The sequence below is a fragment of the Pedobacter sp. GW822-FHT03F06 genome, assembly GCF_058801365.1.
In genome coordinates this window covers 117374-137659 of record NZ_JBXANE010000002.1, presented here as the reverse complement: position 1 = coordinate 137659, position 20286 = coordinate 117374, and the positions used below count along the sequence as shown (strand labels likewise).

The following is a 20286-nucleotide window of genomic DNA, read 5'->3' as shown; positions in this document are numbered from 1 at the left end:
GTTGGCAATTAACCGCTCATTTAAATTCCGATAAAAAACTGATAATTTTATCTCAAAAACCGCTACTTCTTTTTGATGTAACCTCAAAATATTGTATGTTTAAAGTTTTTTAAGCGCTTAGCTTAGAAAAAATTTTAAACCAATCAATGTTACGTGTCGATAGTTCTAAAGCCTGTAAAGTGGTGTACTCTTTGTGCAAACATGAGTACTTGGGCTATTTAATTGAACCTCACGTTGTTCAGCTCAATCCGCAGGGAGATTTTTCTTTTACTTATCAACGGATTTTTACACATACAGCAGAAGAATTTAATGCCTGCTTAAGTGATATTGATTATAAGCTGATCAAGATTTTAGATGACATTGAGCAAGACTCGCTGATTAAAAAATATTATAAAAAGCTGATCAGGCCAACCGAGTTTTTCACTAAAATTTTCGACAATAAATTTTATGAAAATGTTCGTCCTAAAATCGAAAAGAAACTTGCCGAAGCTTTAGAACTTTTAAAGGTAAAAAACGAGCTTTATGTAATGGACAAAGATGGCTGGCCGGTAGAACGCAAAATCGAACTGGCCAATGAGCCTGCATCTATTCTTTTTCATTTCCGAAGGAATGAAACTGAAACACGCTATTTTCCGACCATCAAATATCAGAATCTGCGTATCGAATTTATGTTTAAAGAAGCACAGATCATCAGCAATAAACCTGCATGGCTATTACTGAATGATGTATTATACTTTTTTGATCAGGATATTGAAGGAAAAAAACTGCAGCCCTTTTTAAATAAACGCTTTATTGCCATACCCAAAACAACCGAAGCCACTTATTTTGAAAAGTTTGTAGCTCCTTTAATAGAAAAGCACCATGTGTACGCTGAAGGTTTCGAGATCAGAACCGAACAATTTGAGGCAACACCGGTAATTAAGGTTTTATATGTTGATGGTGGTCTTTCTCAGATCCAATTGTACTTTAAATACGGCGAGTATACTTTCCCTGTAGAAAACGCACACAAAGTAACTGTACGTTTAGAAAAAACTGCCGATAACTATATTTTCCACCGCATCAAACGTTCGGCAGAATGGGAGAAAAAGCAGTTTAATTTGCTCTTATCGTTAGGATTAAAAAAAACGAGCTCTTTATTCAGCAACCTGGAAGTAGCTTCTGCCGACGAAAATCCAAGTTACGGGGCTATAAATTGGGTAAACGAGCATATCGAAATCTTACAGGCATCGGATTTTGAAATTGAACAGGCCACAGGGCAGAAAAAATTTGTTTTCGGCGCCAGCAAAATAGATCTTGAAGTTAAAGAAGGAAACGATTGGTTCGATATCCATGCCGTGGTATGGTTCGGAAAATACCAGATTCCTTTTCTTTCATTAAAGCAACATATCCTGCACAAAAAGCGTGAGTTTTTATTGCCCGATGGCGAAGTGGCGATTATCCCGGATAAATGGTTTACGCAATACGGTAGCCTGTTCAGTTTAGCAGAGGCCGGAAAAACGCTAAAATTAAAGAAACACCATATTGGCCTCATCAATGATTTGGCTGAAGATAGCCTGGCGAATGTTACGCTTGAACGCAAATTGCAGCGGTTATCAGACTTTGAGGATATTGCCGATACACAAATGCCTGTTCATTTTAAAGGCAGTTTACGCGATTACCAGAAAGCCGGTTATAACTGGTTCAGTTTTTTACGCGAATACAATTTCGGTGGATGTTTGGCCGACGATATGGGTTTGGGTAAAACTATCCAAACATTGGCCATGCTGCAAAAGGTGAAGGAAGATGACCAATTGCTAGAAACGCAGACGACCTCGCTCATCATCATGCCTACCTCTTTAATTTACAACTGGTTAACAGAGGCTAAAAAGTTTACACCAAAGCTTAAAATACTGGCTCATACAGGCACCAACCGAAATAAAGATGTTGCCAATTTTGCCAATTACGATATTATCATTACCACTTACGGGGTAACCAGAGTAGATGTAGATGAATTGAAAAACTTTTATTTCAACTACATTATTCTCGATGAAAGTCAGAACATTAAAAACCCGGCATCAAAGTCGTTCAAAGCCGTTAGAAGCTTAAAATCCAAACATAAACTGATTCTGAGCGGTACACCTGTAGAAAACTCAGTAAGCGATTTATGGTCGCAGTTAACTTTTTTAAACCCTGGTTTATTGGGTACACAGGCATTCTTCTACGAAGAATATGTGCAAGCGATAGAAAAGAAAAAGGACGAAGAAAAAGCGCGCAAACTGCAATCGATCATCAAACCATTTGTGCTGCGTAGAACGAAAGAACAAGTAGCAGCAGAATTACCGCCTAAAACCGAACAGGTAATTTATTGCGATATGAGCGAAGATCAGGCTGCTTATTACGAAAAAACAAAATCGGCATACCGCAATGATTTATTGCAGAGCATGGACGATGGAACCTTCGCACAGAAACAGGTACAGCTTTTACAAGGGTTAACCGCCCTACGTCAACTGGCCAACCACCCTGTGATGATTGATGGTGCCTATGTTTCAGATTCCGGAAAGTTCGAAAACGTAATCCACACACTAGATAATGTCCTTAAAGGCGGACATAAGGTTTTGGTTTTTTCTCAGTTTGTAAAACACCTGGATATCTTCAAAAAACATTTCGAAGCGGAGCATATTCCGTTTGCTTATTTAGATGGTGCAACCCGTAACCGTGGCGAAATTGTTTCAGAATTTCAGCAGAATAGCGAACTGAAGGTCTTCTTAATCTCTATAAAAGCAGGCGGCGTAGGTTTAAACTTAACCCAGGCCGATTATGTTTTTATCCTCGATCCATGGTGGAACCCGGCAGTAGAACAACAAGCCATCGACAGAACGCACCGTATTGGTCAGGATAAAAAGGTTTTCATTTACAAATTTATTGCAAAAGATACCGTTGAAGAGAAAATATTGGCCTTACAGAACCGTAAAAAATCGCTCGCGAACTCTTTAATTACAACCGAGGAAAGTTTCTTTAAATCGTTAAGCAAAGAAGATATACGCGATATATTGAATTAGTTGCCAGAAATTTGCCACGGAGGCACGGAAATCACGGAATTAGGATTTGCATTCTTTATAGATTTAGTATATTTGGCTACATCCCAACTTAATAAGTTTAAACCTTTATTAAGTCTCTTGGAATGGAAATTCGTCAATCAAACTTCCCGTTAAAAAATGAAACTGATCTAATCATTAATGCAGCTATTGAGATCCATAGCCATTTAGGGTGTGGGTTCTTAGAAATTGTTTACAAAGATGCCTTTTGCATAGAACTAAAAAACAGGGATTATTTTTACGAAAGAGAAAAGTTATACCAAATTTATTATAAAGGTATTCTCCTACCCCATAGCTTTTATGCCGACTTTATTATATTCGATGCGGTAATATTAGAAATTAAATCAAAAAGCGCTATTGCAAGCGCCGATATAGCGCAAACTCTAAACTATTTAAGATGTTCAGGTTGCAAAGTTGGGCTCATTTTAAATTTCGGCAAATCAACTCTCGAAATTAGGCGTGTGGTTTTATAATTCAATATCGATTTCCTACAAATTAAGTTGAGCTATAGCAAATAGATAAATGTTTTCCGTGTTAATCTGTGTCTCCGTGGCAAAACAATAGACACGTAAATCCAAATTTTTACGGCACTAATATATTTAAAATTCTTTTCAAAACTCATTTCCTTCTTACTTGTTATACAGTAGAACATAAATTTAACCATCATGACAAATCAAGATTTTAATACCGCTGTAAACAATGTTAAGGAAGCCTGGAAGTATCCAGAATTGTTCGAAAACGTTTCAAAATCTGAGCGTTGGTTATCTGGCGCTGCAGGAACATATTTACTCTTTAAAGGCATCACCAGCATTTTTTCACATCCTGTAATTGGGCTTACGGGTGCAGCAATTGGTGCGGGATTACTGTACCGCGGCATCACGGGTTATTGCCCAATGCGCGATTTGGCCGAACAGCGTAAAGAAGATATTGCCCCTGATGAAGTGATTATAAGTGAAACCTATGTTGTTGACGATTTGGGGTAAAATTTTAAATACGAAATTTCCTTTTCTTAATAAACTGGTTAACTTTAAAAGTTAAACCACAATCATGAACAAGTACACACTATTATTTATTCCTGCACTTTTTGCAGGGCAAGCTATGGCACAAGACAAGAAACCGGATCCTGCCAAAGACCCAAAAACAACCGAGGTTTGGGAACCCGTTCCTAAAATTGTTACACCAGGCAAATTGCCTCAGGATGCACCATCTGATGCTACCATTCTTTTTAACGGCAGAAATTTAGATGCATGGCATTCTGTTAAAGATCCATCTAAACCAGCTGCATGGACAATCGACGATGGTTTTTTCACGGTAAAAAAAGGTACTGGTAATATCGAAACCAATAAAAAGTTTACCGATTATCAATTGCACATGGAATGGAAAATCCCTGAAAACATAACTGGCGAAGGTCAGGCACGTGGAAATAGCGGGGTATTTTTGGCATCAACAGGTGGCGGTGATGACGGTTACGAAATCCAGATTATGGATGCATACAACAACAAAACCTATGTGAATGGACAAACGGGCAGTGTTTACAAACAAGCGATTCCACTAGCTAATGCCAACAAGAAACCAGGCGAATGGCAATACTATGATATCATCTGGAACGCGCCACGTTTTAATGAAGATGGAACCGTACAAAAACCAGCTAGTGTTACCGTATTTTTAAACGGCGTGCTTTTACAGAACGGATTTGTATTAAAAGGAGAAACCAGATACATTGGTGCACCTGAATATAAAAAACATGGTCCTTCTTCAATCAAATTACAAGATCACGGCGATCCAAGTCCTGCAATCAGTTACAGAAACATCTGGGTAAGAGAATTATAATTTCAACAAAACAACAAGAAGAAACCTGCAGGCCAAAAGCTTGCGGGTTTTGTTTTATAAGATAATTTGACTGATAATTGTACCTAATTTAACGTCGATTTTTTTTATGAACAAAGGCAGATTAGAAGCATTTAGTGATGGGGTAATTGCAATTATCATTACCATTATGGTTTTGGAGATCAAGGTTCCCGAGCATGGCGAAACTTTAGCAAGCTTAAAACCGCTTATTCCAAAATTCATCAGCTATGTTTTAAGTTTTATCTACGTAGGTATTTACTGGAACAATCACCACCATTTACTGCATGCGGTTAAAAAAGTAAACGGATCAATGCTTTGGGCAAATCTTAATTTTTTATTCTGGCTCTCGTTATTCCCGGTAGCAGCCGGATGGATGGGCGAACATCATTTTGCCTTATGGCCGGTTATAATTTATGGTGCTGTACTCCTGCTTGCCGCTATTTCCTACACCCTGTTGGTAATCGTCATCAAAAGAACAGAAGGTCAGCATTCACTTGTGGTACATGCCATTGGGAATGATGCAAAAGGGAAATTCTCATTACTTTTTTATATCGGAGGCATTGCACTAAGCTTTATAAACCCATGGATTGGCGTTGCACTCTACTTCTCTGTAGCCTGCATCTGGTTTATTCCAGATAAACGGATAGAAAATGCAATGCGCGAACAAGGTCTAATTGACGGGAATAGCGGACAATAACATTAATGCTGACTTAGATTTACAAAAGCCACAAAAAAATTAACCTCTTAGGCATAAATCCTTCAACAATAATTGTAATGCCAGCCCTGGCCACCTAGCCCCGATTGCAGTGAACATCCCGATCCTTTCGTCGGGATAAAACGTAAAGCGGGAAGAAACCTAAATAGCTGTACTCAAATGCGCTCCAAATAAACCTCAAACGCAAGGATATCAGTAAGGAGCCTGAAGCAGTTCCATATACAATTCCCGTTCTATCATTTCAGCGCCTAAACGCATTAAATGATCGTTCGGCAACTGACAGTCAATTAAATCGATATTCATTTTACTTAAAAAAATCAATGCTGCTTTTGAGGCATTGCTTACATGGCTAAACATGCTTTCGCCACAAAAAACACGGTTTACTTTTAGACCATATAAGCCTCCCACCAGCTGCTCAGCCTGCCAAACCTCTACACTGTGCGCATAGCCCTGCTGATGAAGACTAATGTAAGCATCTTGCATTTCGTTGGTAATCCAGGTACCATCCTGTCCCTTCCTTTTGGTAGTTGCGCAATTGCGGATCACTTCGGCAAAAGCCTGATTAAAGGTGATCTTGAAAACTTCCTGATTTAAAATTTTCTGCATGCTTTTACTGATCTTGATTCTATCGGGATAAATCACACAGCGTTTGTGTGGCGAATACCAAAGAATTGGTTCGCCTTCACTAAACCATGGAAATATACCATTCGAATAGGCGATTAGCAATCGCTCCGTACTTAAATCACCGCCAATGGCCAGTAAGCCATCCTCTTCTGCCAAAGCCGGATCTGGGAAGCCTGGGTTATCGTCTAGTAACTGAAAAAACATAAACAAAAATAAGAAAGAAAACAAAGATTAAACCCTGGCGTTTTAAATATGTCATACTGTAAAACAGTCTATTATGAGTGCAAAAGATAATTTCTTAAAAGTAAAACATCTTTACAACCGGGCGGGCTTCGGGCTTTCTTATGCCGACTTACAAAAATTGAGCAAAAAAAATCTTGATAAAGTGGTGGACAACTTGCTTAAAGATTCCCAAAAAGATGATCCAATCAATTTAGTGAACGATTACGAATCGAAACGACAGCTTTTGGTACAGGCAGGTTTATACTCGAAAAAAGACCTGACCGATGAAGAAAAGAAAATGCGCCAGCAGATTGTACGCGAACAGAACGAAGTGAGCCGCGATCTGAATATTGCCTTCATTACCAAAATGATCAATACCAATGCCCCACTGAGGGAAAAGATGACCCTTTTTTGGCATGGCCATTTTGCCTGCCGCAGCAACAACCCATTTTTTGCACAACAATTAAATAATATCCAAAGAACAAATGCCCTTGGCAGCTTTAAAACTTTATTGGTTGAGGTCTCCAAGTCGCCTGCAATGCTGCAATACCTGAATAACCAGCAGAACAGAAAAGGTAAACCAAATGAGAACTTTGCCCGCGAACTCATGGAACTTTTCACTTTGGGAAGAGGAAATTATACTGAGCAGGACATTAAAGAATCTGCCCGCGCTTTTACCGGCTGGATGTACGATAAAGATGGCTCGTTCATTTTCAGGCAAAACCTGCACGATCCCGGAACAAAAACTTTTTTCGGTAAAATCGGGAATTTCGAGGGCGAAAACATCATCGATATTATTCTCGAAAAACCAGAAACCGCACAGTTTATCGCCCGGAAAGTATATAAATTTTTCGTGAACGATAATCCAAACGAGGCTCATGTTAAAGAACTTGCCACCCATTTTTACAACTCGAAATACGACATTGCCTCGATGATGAAAAAAATGTTTACATCAGATTGGTTTTATAGTCCAGAGAATGTAGGCACAAAAATTAAATCGCCCGCTGAATTTTTGGTTGGCTTAAGTCGCGAGTTTTATGTTACCTATAACAAACCACAGGTTTTAATACAGCTACAAAGCAGTTTGGGGCAATATTTATTTAACCCACCTAATGTAGCGGGCTGGCCTGGCGGACAAAGCTGGATTGATAGTTCATCCTTAATGTTAAGGATGCGCATTCCTTCACTTGTTTTAAATGATGGCGAAATCGATTTCAGTGGCAAAGCCGATCCTGAAGATGAAGCCGTAATTGCCTTAAGCAGAACAGCTACCACCAATGCAAATGCCAACATGAAACCAAAATCGTATGTAAACGCAAATGCAGACTGGCCTAAATTTTTAGATACTTTACCAAAAGGATTAACACCATTGGAACTTACCGAGTTTTTATTACAACCGAAATTAAATACCAAAATAACAACAATGGTAAGCGATAATAAAGGATTGCGGAGTACAGCAGTAGAAATTACCAGCATGCCCGAGTATCAGTTGTGCTAGAGAACAGTTAATAGTCAATGGTTGATGGTCAATAGCCGATTAGCTAAGCGCCCAAGCCATAAACCATCGACCATAAAACCATTGACCCATCAAAGACTAACAAGATGAACAGAAGAAATTTTTTAAGAAATACAGGATTTGTTGCAGCAGGTTCGCTATTTGTTCCAGCTTTTATGAAACCGCTTGAGGCCATGGCGCTTGATGAGCTAAGCCTATACAAAAACCTGGTTGTGGTACAGCTTTCTGGTGGAAATGACGGTTTAAACACGGTTATTCCCTTCGGAAACGATATTTATTACCAAAAAAGAAAAAGTATTGCCATTAAACCTGAAGAGGTAATTAAACTGAACGACATGCAAGGGCTAAACCCGAACATGGCCGCCTTGCAAGAAATTTATGACCAAGGCTGGATGACCATCATCAACGATGTTGGCTACCCCAACCCCGACCGCTCGCATTTCCGTTCGATGGATATCTGGCAAACGGGTAGCGATAGCAATCAGTTCTTATCAACCGGATGGATTGGCCGTTATTTAGATAGCAATTGCCAGACCTGCAAATTTCCATATACCGCGATAGAAGTTGACGACTCACTTTCTCTGGCCATGAAAGGGCAAACTAAAAAAGGAATTGCATTAAAAGATCCTGCGGCTTTGTTCCGTAATACAAACGATCCTTTTTTTAAGGCCATGTTGCAGAATGATAAGGAACATTTAGACGAAGATAATTTAGGTTATTTGTATAAAACGATGATCGAAACTTCATCCTCTGCCAGTTATATACAGAATACCTCCAAAATTTACCAGTCGAAATCTACTTACCCAACTTCGGGTTTTGCAAACCAATTGAAAACGGTTTCTAAATTTATTTCTTCGGGATTAAAAACCAGGGTTTATTATGTATCGTTAAGTGGTTTTGATACCCACGTAAATCAAATTGGTCAACAGGGCAATCTGCTTAAACAATACAGTGAAGGTATGGCTGCTTTTTTGAAAGATTTAAAATCGAACAATAAGCTTGAGGATACCTTGGTGATTACCTTCTCTGAATTTGGTCGCAGGGTAGAACAAAATGCCAGTAACGGCACCGACCACGGAACGGCAAATAATATGTTTGTTTTTGGTGGGAAACTGAAGAAACAAGGGATTTTTAATGCTGCACCTAATTTAAGTGATCTGGATACCGGCGATTTAAAATATCAACTGGATTTCAGGCAGGTTTATGGTACCATTTTAGATAAATGGCTGGATGTAAATAATGCTGATATTTTAAATAAAAAGTTTAATACACTGGATTTTATATAAGTTGAGCGCTTAAAAGAAGCTAGCTTATAAGAATCTGTCACGCTGAGCTTAGCCTGCACTGAGCAAAGTCGAAATGAAACGCCTTGCTATAAATTTAGTAAGTCCTTCGACAGCTAATATTGACAGACTCCAATAGAAGATCGTCATCTCGACCGAAGCAATGCGGAGTGGAGAGATCTTTAAACTATGTTACCGAAAAGTTTAAAGATCTCTCCATTACGCTACCGATGAAAATCGGTAAGCTTCAGTCGAAATGACGATATTATTTCTCTTAAATTCACCTGTCACTAATATTGATTTTAGACAATAAATTACCCCTCATTATAACAAATTCATATTAATATATAGCCTCTTCTTATTTATCATGAAAATAATTCTTATTTCCGCTTTAACACATATACTGGTCGGTTTGACGATGGGTCTATCTGTTCTGTGTAAACACTAAACAACTCGTAGCCATAGGCTTTCATTTTGTTCACCGCATCAATTGCTGAATTAAATTCGATTTTTTTATCCTTATCATCTCTGATGTACAGTTCGCTATAATCGCCTACCTTTTGGCCATGCTCCAGCGCAATCCATTGTTTATCGGCCAAAAAACTTTTTACTGCACGGATCTGGATATAATCCACATGGATATCGGTCAATTTCACGCCATTTACATTTTGGGCTTTGGCACGCGACAGCCCAAAGCACGCGACAAGTGCCGCTGCAAGAATTAATTTTTTCATGTTGTGTTTCTTTTGTGTGTAATTCTAAATTACAAAGAATACATGAGTATGTATTAAATGAATTGTAACAAAACATCCATTATTAAATCTTAAACTAAAAAACTTAATGAACTTTTTAGGCAATATTATCTGGATTATTTTTGGCGGTATCTTTATTTTTTTCGAATATATTATTGGAGGCATAATCCTATGTTTAACCATCGTGGGGATTCCTTTTGGTATCCAATGTTTTAAATTTGCCATTGTTGGCCTTGCTCCTTTTGGCGTTAAAATAACCGATACCTCATCAAACACAGGTTGCCTTTCTACCATTATGAACCTGATCTGGATTTTATGCGGCGGTTTCTGGATTGCTTTAACCCATTTGTTTTTTGGTATCCTGCTTTGCATTACTATTGTAGGTATCCCATTTGGGCGCCAGCATTTTAAGTTGATGAATTTAGCTTTTACACCCTTCGGAAAATCGATTTCCTGATTCAAACCTAAACTTCAAGATAGTTTCTTCCACCTATTCGTCATTGCGAGGAGGTACGACGAAGCAATCTCTATTGTAAATATGACAAAAGATTGCTTCGGCTCGCTCAGTTCCAGCCTCGCAATGACGATAGCTTTTTTTGAAAAGCAGGCTTCGGTGTTTATCGGATCCGAAAGCCCCGCCATCCGCTTTACCTCTCTGCATTCGGTGCCCGCTCCTGTCGGGTTTATTGAATTGGGGCCTGTTTCCATTAGCAAAAAACACTGTACCTAGCCCCGATTGAATAGATGACCCCGATACTTCATCGGGGCAGGAAGGACATTAATATATTGCAGCGTCATTTCCAACTTGATTGGAAATCGTAATGCCTTGGTAGGGTTTAAGTTACATTAAGATTAGCTTCGCTGAGCACTGCGTGGTTCCCGCCTGCGCGGGAATGACGCCCTTTGAAACTATTGTATCAATCCTATTGATTTAGAATGTTCAATTGCTTCATCGCTATTAATAAACAAACACGCCCTCACCCCTTTATCTTCAATTTTTTTAAGCAATTCCCTCGTTTCTACTTCTTTTTCAGGACGAACATTACGGATGTAGACTGCTTCGATGTTTTTTGGATATTTCTCCACTATTGTTGAATAAATTTTTGGGTCCTGCTGCGAGTTGTCGCCAAAAAACACAAACTTCTGTTTGGGGAAGGCATCTAAAATCCGCATTACCCTTAATAATTTACCCTCATGCCCTGTTTTACCTGTTCTGACTAAATCTTTCCACCGTTTTAAGGTATTTAAAAGGAAGGCACCGTCAGGCAACTTGTTAAACCTAAAAGTCTCGACCAAATAATCGTAAAGGTTCCATTCACTGCTGCTTACATAAAAAAAAGGATTGGGCTGGTTTGCTTTAGTATGCGACATGGCCAATTGCTGATAATGACTGGCTGCATCAGGAAAGGTTTTACGCGTACGCGGATTCTTGATAAACAACTCTCTCAGCCGCCGCCCAATAGTTGCCGAATGAGAAATCATCACGGTATCATCTACATCCGAAATAAAGGCATATTGCGTAATGTGCGGTACATATACCTTACCCTCACCCGAACTTAAAACTTTCCCGTTTTTATCAACAGCTTCTACTTTAACAAAATGCCAGCCCGCAGGTACATCATGCTCGGCTTTCCATTCGAACTTAAAAAAGCCATCTCCTTCTGTTTTATTGTAAATTGTTTGATCAAAAAACTGTAAACGCACCTCAACAAAAGCATAAGGTTTTAAAATGAAGAGCTTTAAAAGATGTGCGATATTAACAAACAAATTATTGCTGTAAACCTGCCGTGTTTTTGCCTTGCGTTTAAAAACATGGCCATAAACAACCAAATTGTGTGCGTGGCCATAGCCATGATATACCTTAACACTAACAGATTTATTCATCTGTATTAAAACAGAGTTTATTAAAAGTTGTTTGTGATGTAAACCATAAGGTAACACATGAAATTATTATTCATCATCAATCCAGGCTCGGGCAGCCACGACATTAATTTAAAGGAAGTAATTTCTACCCATTTCGATGCAAAAAAAACGGAGATCGATTTATTCGAATTACCGGAAGACTGCTCTTTAGAGCAGATAAAAGAAAGGATTAAAGCTGCGAAGGCAGATCGTGTGGTGGCCGTTGGTGGCGATGGCACCTTAAAACTGGTTGCCGAATGTCTGTTACATACCGAAACCCCGATAGGCATAATCCCTGCCGGTTCTGCAAATGGAATGGCGAAAGAATTAGGTATACCAACTGATATTGAACTGGCTTTAGCTATTCTGGATGAAGGCCGTTTGCAAAAAATCCATGTAGTTAAACTTAATGATGAAATCTGCATCCATTTATCCGATCTGGGCTTTAATGCTTATTTGGTAAAGAAATTTGATACTCTGCCCCAGCGCGGCATGTGGGGTTATGCAAAGGCTACCTGGCATGCCTTATGGAATCATAGCAGAATGGACGTACAGTTGAAACTTAAAAATGAAACAATCACTTCTAAAGCGGCAATGGTGGCTATTGCGAATGCAACCATGTACGGTTCTGGGCTGAAGATAAATCCAGATGGAAAGTTAGATGACGATCTGTTCGAAGTGGTTTTGGTAAAAGATTACTCTTATCTCGAGATCTTAAAGATATGGATCACCAAATTACCTTTCAACCCTAAAAAAATAGAAGTATTTCAAACTGCTGAGGTTAAGATTTCTTCGAAACGTAAAGCTCACTTCCAAGTTGATGGAGAATACATTGGCAAGGTGAATACCGTTGAAGCAAAAATTCTGCCTGCTGCCATAACGGTGGTTTTACCTGAGGTATCAGAAAGATGAACGGTGAATTTTAATCGTAAAATATAACCTGAAGAATTCGGCAATAAAACAGATGCGGAATAAAATATCAAACCACCGTTCGCCAAGGTTTAATACTTCTGGTAAATAGGTAATAAAGCCAATAGAAAATATCCAGACCACCAAGCGAAATGGAAACTGAATATAATAGGTGATAAAACCGAATTTCTTAAACAAGATTAAACCTGCTGCCGATACAAAAAGCGACACGAATAAAGGCAACAATAAAACAACCTTTGCCTGCGAAAGTATCTGATCGGGGATTTCGTTCAGGTGTGTTAAAATTTGCCAAAACTGTTTAGCAAGCAATACGATACTGATGATATCCAATAAGGCAAAAAATCTGGCGGTGTTCTTCATTTACTTACAATACTTTGCTAAATAATCATCAGCCATTTTACTCCCCATATATTTAACAAATAAAAAATCCTCACAGGCACCTTGTTTATCGCCCTGTTTTATTTTCTTTAGGGCCATTTTTATCCTGTCGCCCAAATATTCCTCATCGATACCCAACTGGTTTTTAATGGCAATAATCTGAACCTCTTGTCCGGGTTTTGCCTGGTCGATGTTTTTATAGAAATTAATTACAGAGTTGGTTAAACCTTCTTCAGCCAGATAAGTACGGATTGCTTCTTGAATGGCCTCATTTGATTTTCCTTCACAATTATAGCCCGAAAGTTTAAAATTAACCGGGGCTACAATCGAAACAGTGGTATCGTATCCTGCCGGAACTTGCCATTTACCGCTGCTTAAACGCACCAGGCGCAGGGCTTCTTCATCGAGATCCGATAATATTCCTTTACTCACTTTCGAAAAATAAACTTTCCCTTGTGCATTAAGCTTGAAGCTCACATTTACCGTTCCTTGAATACAATTATCTTTAGAGAATTGCGGATAAATGGTATTCTCTCTCAGGAAGTTTACAAAACCGCTTTTACCCGATTTAAACTGAACCTGACCCATGGCCAATGAACAGCAGAAAAGTAAAGAGAGGGTGAGCATGTTTTTCATTGTACTAATTTACGGTTTATTCAGGTTTAACCGCAAAGAACGCAAAGTTTTTCGCTGAGAACAGAGGAGTTGTTTTGCCACGGAAGCACAGAAACACGGAAAAATTGATCATCACCCAAACTGGAGCGTAAGTTGTACCCCTTTTACATTGATGGGGAAGTAGAGAAATCTTTTAAAACTCTGCGCCTTCTGTGTCTCCGTGGCTAACCAAATAAAAACCTCTGTGCCTTTTCTCTGTGCCCTCGGTGGTTAGAACTAACAAAACGTAGCTTTCAAAATCAAATTCGGGTCGGGGCAGTTTGCCAGGTATTTTTCCCGCTCACTAAATCTGCAAACGCCTGGGTAATCGCCTATTAATCCTTCCATATTTCTGATCAATTGAAAATGAAGGTGTGGCGGCCAGTAACCGTTCTCTTCCTTTGCTCCTAATACTGCGATTTTAGCCCCAGCAGGGATGAATTTACCTTCCTTAAGATCATTTAACGAAGCCAGACTTAAATGCCCGTATAAGGCATTAAATTTAAGCCCATCTATTTCATAAGCGAGGATAATGGTTGCACCGTAATCGCCAAAGTTGTTGTTATTGGCAAAGCTTTGCACAGTGGCATCATAAAAATTGTAGATTGGTGTTCCTACCGGGCCCCAGATATCTACACCTAAATGTAACCTGCGGGCTTCTTCTCCGGCATCAAAATGCGCACTTCGTGAATATATGGTGCGGTGTTCGTCATAACCGCCAATTCCATAACGGGCATTATTATCAATTAATTTTCCATTTACCCAGGCAGAAAATAAATCGGTATTATCCAGAATCTCATCCGTTAATTCAGTATTTGCTGATGTAAAATCTAGCGGTAAAAGCTGATCCCGTTCTACATCAAAATCAACCACCTTATGGATCAATGAAGCATTCGTTTGAATAATCTGCTCAAAAGTTTGCATCTATAAATTACTTAAAAATATAAACGAAGTTGTAAATATAGTGAGATAAGGCTCCTCCGATTACGAACAGGTGCCAAAGTTCGTGACTGTGCATCCACCTGAACAGCTGTTTATCCTTTGCATAATAATAGGTTCCGGCAATGTAAAAAACGCCACCAAACAGCAACCAGAAAATTGCGCCAATAGGTAAGGTACCTAGCATTTTCTGCAGCAAAGGCACAATCAAACAGCCCATTAAAATATAGATAGACAATGAGATAGCCGTACTTTTTAATCGGTTAAAGATTTTAAGCAGGCAACCTATAATTGCGATAATCCAAACGATGGCGAAGAGACTCCAACGTAACCAGCCATCAAAAACCAGTAAAGCTGTTGGTGTATACGATCCTGCGATCATTAAATAAATGCAGCAATGATCGAATTTTTGCCAAAAACGCACGCCATAATCGGTAGCCGGATAACCATGGTACATGGCACTTACGCCGAAAAGGATAAAAGTGCCGATGCTATAAATCCAGGCAGCAGTATATTCAATAGGTGTATTGCATTTTTGGAGCAATATATAGCCTGCCGGAATTGCAATTAATGCCGGTATTAAATGAGTGAAGAAATTAACGGGTTCCCTTAGCTTCCTCACAAAGATTATTCGCTGTCTTCGTCTTTTTGTCTGGGCTCTTTTGCAATCTTATCAAAAAGATGATCCATACGCTCTACATACTCGTTTGTATCATCTACAAAGAAAGTAAGCTCTGGCACCACCCTAACCTGATGGCGGATTCTGCTTCCCAGTTTATACCTGATTTCGCCAGAATGTGCGTTAACTGTATTGATAGAAAGCGTGGTGTTGTTGGTATTAAAAAAGCTCAGGTAAACTTTAGCCACTGCCAAATCTGGCGAAACCCGAACACGGGTAATGGTTACCAATGTATTAGGCAAAAATGCAGCACCTTCACGCTGAAAAACCTGTGCTAACTCCTCTTGTAATACTCCTGCAAATTTCTGCTGACGTTTACTTTCCATAATGTATTTATCTATCGCCTTTATGATGAAACCTTATAGGTTTTAAAACCTATGAGGTTTATTTTCGCACCGTAATGACGGAATTTAATCTAATATAACAAATTACTATCATACGGGTATCTGGCCACGTGCGCAGCTTTAACCTTATCGTACAATAATGTTTTAAACTCTTCTAAGTTTTCCTTTTCGGTAGCCGATATAAACAATACAGGCACTTTATCGTGGCTCATCCAGCTTTTCTTAAAGTCTTCCAAAGTGAGCTTGCCATCGTCTTCTTCATCGTCAACTTCAGGCGAAACATAAGCATCGATTTTATTAAAAACTAAAATCATGTCTTTATCAATCGCGCCAATATCTTTCAAGGTTTCGTTAACGGTATTAATCTGATCTTCGAAGTTGGGATGCGAAACATCAACCACGTGGATCAACAAATCAGCTTCCCGTACCTCATCTAAAGTTGATTTAAAACATTCTACCAAATGGTGAGGCAGCTTGCGGATAAACCCAACGGTATCAGAAAGTAAAAAAGGCAAATTCTCGATTACCACCTTACGAACTGTGGTATCTAAAGTTGCAAACAATTTATTTTCTGCAAATACTTCCGATTTCGACAGCATATTCATGATGGTCGATTTACCAACATTGGTATAGCCTACCAAAGCAACCCGAATTAACTGACCACGGTTCTTGCGCTGTGTTTCGTTCTGCCGGTCTATATTTCTTAAACGCTCTTTTAACAAAGAGATTTTATTTAAAATAATACGTCTATCACTTTCAATCTGCGTTTCACCCGGACCACGCATCCCGATACCACCTTTCTGACGCTCTAAGTGAGTCCACATACCGGTTAGCCTTGGCAAAACATATTGTAATTGTGCCAGTTCCACCTGTGTTTTTGCCTGTGCAGTTTGGGCCCTGTTGGCAAAAATATCCAGAATCAGATTGCTTCGATCTAAAACCTTAACGCCAAGTTCACGATCGATGTTACGCAGTTGCGACGGCGATAATTCATCGTCGAAAACCACCACATCAATTTCTTCTGATTTTACATACGCCTTTATCTCTTCCAGTTTTCCCGTACCCACAAATGTAGCACGTTCTGGTTTAAGCATCTTCTGTGTAAAAACCTTCTCTACCTTTCCTCCAGCTGTATCTACCAAAAAAGCCAGCTCATCTAAATATTCTTTTGTTTGGGCTTCTTTTTCACCAGGTGTAACCACTCCAACTAAAATTGCCCGCTCCTGCACAATGGCAGTATCATATGTTTTTTGTTTTCCCATGTAATTGAGGCAAATATACGAATTTGCCAACGTGTAAATCCATTAAGCTTCGTTATTCCGTCATTTCGAGCGCAGCAAAGCGTAGCCGAGAAATCTTTTAACAACAAGTCCATCTAAAGATTTCTTCTCCGAAGGAGTTCTTCTGGAACATTACGGCCGAAATGACGGTTTTTCTATAAAACTCGATCTATATCTGCCCTACAAATTCCTTTATTGCAACACCCGGATTATCCGTCTTCATAAAATTCTCGCCAATTAAAAACCCGTTAAAGCCTGCAGCCTTTAGATCTTTAATCGTTTGTGGATTACTGATTGCACTTTCTGAAATTTTTAAAAATTTATTCGGGATTTTATTTACCAAATCGAACGAGGTTTGGATATCTACTGTAAAATCGCCCAGGTTTCTATTGTTTACCCCAATGGCATCCAGATTGGGGCAGATGCTTCGCTCCAACTCTTCCAGGTTATGCACTTCTAACAGTACATTTAAACCTAAGTCTTTTGCAAACTTTCCGAAATCGTTGATCTGCTGAGGGGTTAATATGGAGGCAATCAAAAGAATAATATCAGCACCCCAGGCTTTTGCTTCCAGGATCTGATACTCATCGATCATAAAATCTTTTCTCAAAATCGGGATACTGTTTGCCGCTCTTGCTGCCAGAATATCGTCGGTTTTACCGCCAAAGAAATCTACATCCGTTAATACCGAAAGTGCAGATGCACCCGCAGCATTATAAGCCTGCGTTACCTCCGCTACATCGGCAAGGCCATTAATTAACCCTTTTGACGGCGAGCGACGCTTAAACTCAGCAATGATACCGTTGCGGTCTTCGGCCAATAAAAATTCTTTAAAAGAATATGGTGTTCTTTTAAAATGCACCGAATTTTCTAAATCCTGGACTGAAACCAAAGCTTTAGCAGCTGCGACTTCTTCTTTTTTACGTAATACGATTTTATCTAATATGTTCATTTTTACTAATCCGTCATGCTGAACTTGCTTCAGCATCTAAAAGTTAACTAATCCCAGTAAGATCCTGAATCAAGTTCAGGATGACGACCGGATGAATAAGCACTAGGGGGTTGAGGTTAACCAGTTTTCCATCATCTGCTTTCCGTACTCGGTTAATACACTTTCCGGGTGAAACTGTACCCCGCGAACATCTAATGTTTCATGTCTTAACGCCATGATCTCATTCTTATGATCTCTTGCTGTAATTTTTAAACAGGAAGGAAAGTTCTCTTTACTTACTACCCAACTGTGGTAACGGCCAACATTTATGGTTTGCGGGCATTCCCAGAACAACGGTTCGTCACCATCTACAACAGTTACCGGTGTAGCAATTCCGTGCATTGGTCTGCCTAAGTTCAATAAAGTGCCACCAAAAACTTCGGCTATAGCTTGCTGGCCTAAGCATACCCCAAAAATACTCTTCGTTGGTGCATAGGTTTTAATTACATCCAATAACAAACCAGCTTCTTCCGGAATGCCAGGCCCAGGTGAAAGTAATATTTTATCGTACTTTTCTACATCGGCCAGATCGAATTTATCATTTCTCCAAACTTCTGCTTCATAACCAACTTCGTTAATTAAATGCACAAGATTGTAGGTAAAACTATCATAGTTATCGATTACTAAGACGGTTTTTTTATCTATATTTTCCATTTTATTTCCTGTTAACGGATTTCACTCCAAGCTAAAAATTCCTCAGTCCAACTATATTCCCTCTGCCATTTGCACCGCTTTACGCAAAGCCGCAATTTTATTGTTTACCTCTTGCATTTCAGTTTCGGGAACAGAATCGGCCACAATACCTGCACCTGCACGGTAATGCAGTTCGTTATTCTTGCTCATAAACGTCCTGATCATGATGGCATGATTAAAATCTTCATTGAAACCCATAAAACCGATTGCCCCTGCATAAAAATTCCTGCCCAGCTTTTCGTTTTCGTCAATCAATTGCATGGCTTTATATTTTGGCGCACCACTTAAGGTACCTGCCGGATAGGTATCGGCAACTACTTTAAAAGCACTTACGTTTTCCTGCAAATGACCGCTCACTTTACTTACCAGGTGGATCAGGTGCGAATAGTATTGTACCTCTTTAAAAGATTTTACCTCAACACGGTTACAGTGCCTGCTCAAGTCGTTTCTGGCCAGATCAACCAGCATAACATGTTCTGCACTTTCCTTCGGGTCTTGTTCTAATTTACGGGCCTGTTCGGCATCTTCGATGTCGTTTCCGCTACGTTTAAAAGTCCCTGCGATTGGAAAAATGTTGGCCGAATTGTTTTTGATGGTAATCTGCGCTTCGGGTGAAGAACCGAACAATTTAAAATTCCCATAATCAAAATAAAACAGGTAAGGTGATGGGTTTATGGAACGCAGGCAACGGTATACATTAAATTCATCACCAGAAAAAGCCTGTTTAAATGCTCTTGAAGGCACAATCTGAAAAACATCTCCACGGTAAATATGCTTTTGTAGTTTCTCTACCAGATCCATAAAACCCTGATCGGTTAGGTTCGAACTTTCCTCGCCACGAAGTTGAAACTTATATTCAGGATAATTTTTATTCTGGATCAGGTATTCCATTTTTTCAAGCCCGCCCTCTTCTTCTCCTTCGAAAGTATTTTTGAAAAGGGTAATTTCATTTTTGAAGTGATCAATGGCGATGATATAACGATACAAGTGGTACTGCATTTCCGGAATCTCTTCGCCCTCAGGGGTTTCGGAGCTAAACTTTATATCTTCAAAATGTTGTACAGCATTCCAGGTAAAATAGCCAAACAGACCGCTCGAAATAAATTTGACTTCTGGTAATTCCGTTTCTCTGAATTTATCTTTAAAATCGGTAATTTCTTCGATCAGGTTTTTACTTTCGGTAATCTCTACGGCGCCATCAGGGAAATAAGTCTCCAATCGCGATCCCTTTAAAATAATTCCCGCTACCGGATCTGCACAAACGAAACTCATCGAGTTTTCTCTACTGTGGTAATCAGAACTTTCTAACAGGATACTGTTAGGATACACATCACGTAAGCGTAAATAAATGCTCACTGGCGTTGTGGTATCGGCAAGCATTTTTTTGTAAGTGGTATTAATTTTATACATGATAAAGGTAAATGGTGTAAGCTATAGGGCTTAAGGTTTGCATTTCGTATTT

The 20286-nt window shown here is 39.2% G+C and carries 21 protein-coding genes; 9 read left to right on the top strand and 12 right to left on the bottom strand.

The window, feature by feature from the left end:
- Positions 1-146 precede the first annotated feature (146 nt).
- From AC1RJ8_RS03120 to AC1RJ8_RS03100, 5 genes are all read left to right on the top strand, one after another.
- Positions 147-3038: a DEAD/DEAH box helicase gene (locus AC1RJ8_RS03120; protein ID WP_492952486.1), complete on the top strand. Its 2892-nt coding sequence runs from the start codon at positions 147-149 to the stop codon at positions 3036-3038.
- Positions 3039-3160: 122 nt separating this feature from the next.
- Positions 3161-3547, top strand: a complete 387-nt coding sequence (locus tag AC1RJ8_RS03115; RefSeq protein ID WP_492952485.1) for a GxxExxY protein — start codon at positions 3161-3163, stop codon at positions 3545-3547.
- A gap of 192 nt (positions 3548-3739) precedes the next feature.
- The gene (locus tag AC1RJ8_RS03110) at positions 3740-4057 is read left to right on the top strand and encodes a YgaP family membrane protein (protein WP_029278253.1); all 318 of its coding nucleotides are present in this window, start codon (positions 3740-3742) and stop codon (positions 4055-4057) included.
- Positions 4058-4121: 64 nt separating this feature from the next.
- Positions 4122-4904 (top strand): 3-keto-disaccharide hydrolase, encoded by a 783-nt coding sequence (locus AC1RJ8_RS03105; RefSeq protein ID WP_492952484.1) that lies wholly within the window; start codon positions 4122-4124, stop codon positions 4902-4904.
- A 106-nt stretch (positions 4905-5010) separates the two neighbouring features.
- Positions 5011-5619, top strand: a complete 609-nt coding sequence (locus tag AC1RJ8_RS03100) for a TMEM175 family protein (RefSeq protein ID WP_492952483.1) — start codon at positions 5011-5013, stop codon at positions 5617-5619.
- Between the two features lie 210 nt (positions 5620-5829).
- Here the strand turns inward: AC1RJ8_RS03100 and aat are convergent, their stop codons facing one another.
- Positions 5830-6465, bottom strand: coding sequence for a leucyl/phenylalanyl-tRNA--protein transferase (gene aat / locus AC1RJ8_RS03095; protein ID WP_492952482.1), 636 nt, complete (start codon positions 6463-6465; stop codon positions 5830-5832).
- Positions 6466-6538: 73 nt separating this feature from the next.
- Here aat and AC1RJ8_RS03090 point away from each other — a divergent pair, with 73 nt between their 5' ends.
- On the top strand, positions 6539-7981 hold the full coding sequence (locus tag AC1RJ8_RS03090; RefSeq protein WP_492952481.1) for a DUF1800 domain-containing protein: 1443 nt from the start codon (positions 6539-6541) through the stop codon (positions 7979-7981).
- Positions 7982-8085: 104 nt separating this feature from the next.
- A complete protein-coding gene (locus AC1RJ8_RS03085) occupies positions 8086-9285 on the top strand; it encodes a DUF1501 domain-containing protein (protein WP_029278263.1) in 1200 nt (399 codons plus the stop codon).
- 377 nt (positions 9286-9662) lie between these two features.
- Here the strand turns inward: AC1RJ8_RS03085 and AC1RJ8_RS03080 are convergent, their stop codons facing one another.
- The gene (locus tag AC1RJ8_RS03080; RefSeq protein ID WP_492952480.1) at positions 9663-10016 is read right to left on the bottom strand and encodes a hypothetical protein; all 354 of its coding nucleotides are present in this window, start codon (positions 10014-10016) and stop codon (positions 9663-9665) included.
- A gap of 106 nt (positions 10017-10122) precedes the next feature.
- Between AC1RJ8_RS03080 and AC1RJ8_RS03075 the strand changes: the two genes are divergently transcribed.
- Positions 10123-10491: a YccF domain-containing protein gene (locus AC1RJ8_RS03075; RefSeq protein ID WP_492952479.1), complete on the top strand. Its 369-nt coding sequence runs from the start codon at positions 10123-10125 to the stop codon at positions 10489-10491.
- Positions 10492-10943: 452 nt separating this feature from the next.
- Here AC1RJ8_RS03075 and AC1RJ8_RS03070 read toward each other — a convergent pair whose 3' ends face one another.
- On the bottom strand, positions 10944-11918 hold the full coding sequence (locus tag AC1RJ8_RS03070; RefSeq protein WP_492952478.1) for an App1 family protein phosphatidate phosphatase: 975 nt from the start codon (positions 11916-11918) through the stop codon (positions 10944-10946).
- A gap of 57 nt (positions 11919-11975) precedes the next feature.
- Here AC1RJ8_RS03070 and AC1RJ8_RS03065 point away from each other — a divergent pair, with 57 nt between their 5' ends.
- Positions 11976-12848 carry a diacylglycerol/lipid kinase family protein gene (locus AC1RJ8_RS03065; protein WP_492952477.1) on the top strand — a complete coding sequence of 291 codons (873 nt, stop codon included), beginning with the start codon at positions 11976-11978 and terminating at the stop codon, positions 12846-12848.
- Here AC1RJ8_RS03065 and AC1RJ8_RS03060 read toward each other — a convergent pair.
- From AC1RJ8_RS03060 to AC1RJ8_RS03020, 9 genes are all read right to left on the bottom strand, one after another.
- On the bottom strand, positions 12837-13226 hold the full coding sequence (locus AC1RJ8_RS03060) for a hypothetical protein (RefSeq protein ID WP_492952476.1): 390 nt from the start codon (positions 13224-13226) through the stop codon (positions 12837-12839). The genes AC1RJ8_RS03065 and AC1RJ8_RS03060 overlap by 12 nt on opposite strands.
- Positions 13227-13880: a TonB family protein gene (locus AC1RJ8_RS03055; RefSeq protein ID WP_492952475.1), complete on the bottom strand. Its 654-nt coding sequence runs from the start codon at positions 13878-13880 to the stop codon at positions 13227-13229.
- Positions 13881-14135: 255 nt separating this feature from the next.
- Entirely contained in the window at positions 14136-14822 is a 687-nt protein-coding gene (locus AC1RJ8_RS03050) for a peptidoglycan DD-metalloendopeptidase family protein (protein ID WP_492952474.1), read from the bottom strand.
- A gap of 7 nt (positions 14823-14829) precedes the next feature.
- On the bottom strand, positions 14830-15459 hold the full coding sequence (trhA, locus tag AC1RJ8_RS03045) for a PAQR family membrane homeostasis protein TrhA (RefSeq protein ID WP_492952473.1): 630 nt from the start codon (positions 15457-15459) through the stop codon (positions 14830-14832).
- Positions 15460-15464: 5 nt separating this feature from the next.
- Positions 15465-15842, bottom strand: coding sequence for a 30S ribosome-binding factor RbfA (gene rbfA / locus AC1RJ8_RS03040; protein ID WP_029274533.1), 378 nt, complete (start codon positions 15840-15842; stop codon positions 15465-15467).
- Positions 15843-15931: 89 nt separating this feature from the next.
- Positions 15932-17122, bottom strand: coding sequence for a GTPase HflX (hflX, locus tag AC1RJ8_RS03035; RefSeq protein WP_492952472.1), 1191 nt, complete (start codon positions 17120-17122; stop codon positions 15932-15934).
- Positions 17123-17309: 187 nt separating this feature from the next.
- A complete protein-coding gene (trpC, locus tag AC1RJ8_RS03030) occupies positions 17310-18092 on the bottom strand; it encodes an indole-3-glycerol phosphate synthase TrpC (RefSeq protein ID WP_492952471.1) in 783 nt (260 codons plus the stop codon).
- Positions 18093-18194: 102 nt separating this feature from the next.
- Positions 18195-18785 (bottom strand): anthranilate synthase component II, encoded by a 591-nt coding sequence (locus AC1RJ8_RS03025; protein WP_492952470.1) that lies wholly within the window; start codon positions 18783-18785, stop codon positions 18195-18197.
- Positions 18786-18836: 51 nt separating this feature from the next.
- Positions 18837-20234: an anthranilate synthase component I family protein gene (locus tag AC1RJ8_RS03020; protein ID WP_492952469.1), complete on the bottom strand. Its 1398-nt coding sequence runs from the start codon at positions 20232-20234 to the stop codon at positions 18837-18839.
- Positions 20235-20286: the final 52 nt, after the last annotated feature.

What these genes read in the sequence shown, in the direction of transcription:
- AC1RJ8_RS03120 (WP_492952486.1), top strand. Translation starts at nt 147, where the DNA reads ATGTTACGTGTCGATAGTTCTAAAGCCTGTAAAGTGGTGTACTCTTTG.
- hflX (WP_492952472.1), bottom strand. Translation starts at nt 17,122, where the DNA reads ATGGGAAAACAAAAAACATATGATACTGCCATTGTGCAGGAGCGGGCA.
- rbfA (WP_029274533.1), bottom strand. Translation starts at nt 15,842, where the DNA reads ATGGAAAGTAAACGTCAGCAGAAATTTGCAGGAGTATTACAAGAGGAG.
- AC1RJ8_RS03115 (WP_492952485.1), top strand. Translation starts at nt 3,161, where the DNA reads ATGGAAATTCGTCAATCAAACTTCCCGTTAAAAAATGAAACTGATCTA.
- AC1RJ8_RS03025 (WP_492952470.1), bottom strand. Translation starts at nt 18,785, where the DNA reads ATGGAAAATATAGATAAAAAAACCGTCTTAGTAATCGATAACTATGAT.
- AC1RJ8_RS03090 (WP_492952481.1), top strand. Translation starts at nt 6,539, where the DNA reads ATGAGTGCAAAAGATAATTTCTTAAAAGTAAAACATCTTTACAACCGG.
- AC1RJ8_RS03055 (WP_492952475.1), bottom strand. Translation starts at nt 13,880, where the DNA reads ATGAAAAACATGCTCACCCTCTCTTTACTTTTCTGCTGTTCATTGGCC.
- AC1RJ8_RS03085 (WP_029278263.1), top strand. Translation starts at nt 8,086, where the DNA reads ATGAACAGAAGAAATTTTTTAAGAAATACAGGATTTGTTGCAGCAGGT.
- AC1RJ8_RS03050 (WP_492952474.1), bottom strand. Translation starts at nt 14,822, where the DNA reads ATGCAAACTTTTGAGCAGATTATTCAAACGAATGCTTCATTGATCCAT.
- AC1RJ8_RS03070 (WP_492952478.1), bottom strand. Translation starts at nt 11,918, where the DNA reads ATGAATAAATCTGTTAGTGTTAAGGTATATCATGGCTATGGCCACGCA.
- AC1RJ8_RS03075 (WP_492952479.1), top strand. Translation starts at nt 10,123, where the DNA reads ATGAACTTTTTAGGCAATATTATCTGGATTATTTTTGGCGGTATCTTT.
- trpC (WP_492952471.1), bottom strand. Translation starts at nt 18,092, where the DNA reads ATGAACATATTAGATAAAATCGTATTACGTAAAAAAGAAGAAGTCGCA.
- AC1RJ8_RS03110 (WP_029278253.1), top strand. Translation starts at nt 3,740, where the DNA reads ATGACAAATCAAGATTTTAATACCGCTGTAAACAATGTTAAGGAAGCC.
- AC1RJ8_RS03060 (WP_492952476.1), bottom strand. Translation starts at nt 13,226, where the DNA reads ATGAAGAACACCGCCAGATTTTTTGCCTTATTGGATATCATCAGTATC.
- AC1RJ8_RS03105 (WP_492952484.1), top strand. Translation starts at nt 4,122, where the DNA reads ATGAACAAGTACACACTATTATTTATTCCTGCACTTTTTGCAGGGCAA.
- AC1RJ8_RS03100 (WP_492952483.1), top strand. Translation starts at nt 5,011, where the DNA reads ATGAACAAAGGCAGATTAGAAGCATTTAGTGATGGGGTAATTGCAATT.
- AC1RJ8_RS03020 (WP_492952469.1), bottom strand. Translation starts at nt 20,234, where the DNA reads ATGTATAAAATTAATACCACTTACAAAAAAATGCTTGCCGATACCACA.
- AC1RJ8_RS03080 (WP_492952480.1), bottom strand. Translation starts at nt 10,016, where the DNA reads ATGAAAAAATTAATTCTTGCAGCGGCACTTGTCGCGTGCTTTGGGCTG.
- AC1RJ8_RS03065 (WP_492952477.1), top strand. Translation starts at nt 11,976, where the DNA reads ATGAAATTATTATTCATCATCAATCCAGGCTCGGGCAGCCACGACATT.
- aat (WP_492952482.1), bottom strand. Translation starts at nt 6,465, where the DNA reads ATGTTTTTTCAGTTACTAGACGATAACCCAGGCTTCCCAGATCCGGCT.